General features: G+C 68.8%; 1 protein-coding gene and 1 pseudogene. Both read right to left on the minus strand.

Annotated features, from left to right (window positions below; genetic code table 11):
• Positions 1–107, minus strand: a pseudogene (locus AC2CJA_RS26740) (HipA family kinase); the annotation flags it as partial.
• A 116-nt stretch (positions 108–223) separates the two neighbouring features.
• Positions 224–1,171, minus strand: a 948-nt coding sequence (locus AC2CJA_RS26745) for a tyrosine-type recombinase/integrase (protein ID WP_484605223.1), incomplete at its 5' end; no start/stop codon positions are given.

Below are 1,171 nucleotides of genomic sequence, written 5' to 3' on the forward strand. Positions count from 1 at the left end.
AACTTCACGACATAGGTGCCCAGGTCGTCGGCCTCGACGATGCCGGGCAGCGATCCGCCCTCGCGCAGGGGCGTCACATAGCGCGTGGCGGTGACTTCGGGAAGCATTTTCCCAGGCTATCCGACGCGCTGACCTTGCAAACCACGGTCGGCTCCAAAGCCCCTCGGACCGGGGATCCCGCCGGAACCGCTCCCGAACCACCCTGGGGAGAATCCGGGGAGTTTCAGCCGCCGCCCGGCCTCCCCCGCCTGCCCAGCAGTCCGTCCATGACGGTACGCCCCTTGCTCCCGGCCTCCGGCATGAAGTGAGCGTAGTAACCGAGCGTGACGGCCGGCGAGGAGTGCCCGAGCCACCGCGCCAGGGTCACCACGGACTCCCCCGCCTCCAACATGACCGAGGCGTAGGTGTGCCGCAGCACATGGAAGCCGTCCCTCGGCGCCGCCTCCCACTGCCACTGCTTCGCACCCTCGGCGCGCGGCGGGATGACGCCGGCCTTGGCCAGCGCGGGCTTCCACGTGCAGGTGTTCCATGTGTTCACGGCCACGGCGTTGCCGAACCGCGTGGTGAGCAGGAGGGAAAACTTCCTTCGCGGTCCGTCCTCCCCCGGCCTCCCCCAGGGAAGCTCCACCTCCACCGGCGGGAACGCCTCGATATGGCGCTTCAACTCCTCGGCGACCGAGCCGGGCATGTCCACGGTGCGGGTCTTCGCTCCCTTGGGCAGGGCGAAGAACAGCCCGCCGTTGACCGTCTGCACCTGGCGGCGGATGTGGAGGGCACCTCGCGCGTAGTCGATGTCCTCCGGACTCAGTCCGAACACTTCGCCCTGACGGAGCCCGCATCCCAGCCCGAGCACCACGGCCATGCGGTGCCGGGGGCTGATCACGTCACGAACCCGGAGTGCGGTCTCCAGCGACCACGCCTCTCGCCGCTCCCGGGACGCCTTGGGCCAGCGCACGGATTTTGCGTGCATGGGGTTCCTGGCGAGCCGCCTGTCGTCGACGGCCGCTTCCAGAATGCCGGACAACTCGGACAGGATCCCGCGCCGGTAGTCGACCGAGGAGACGGATTCCTCCAGCTTCGCCGTATACGCGCGCAGCGTCGTCGCCGTGATGCTCCGGAGCGGAAGCCGCCCCAGGTGCGGAATGATGTGAAGCCGCGCTTTACGTTCCTG

This window comes from Streptomyces sp. ATLC9 (assembly GCF_057196705.1).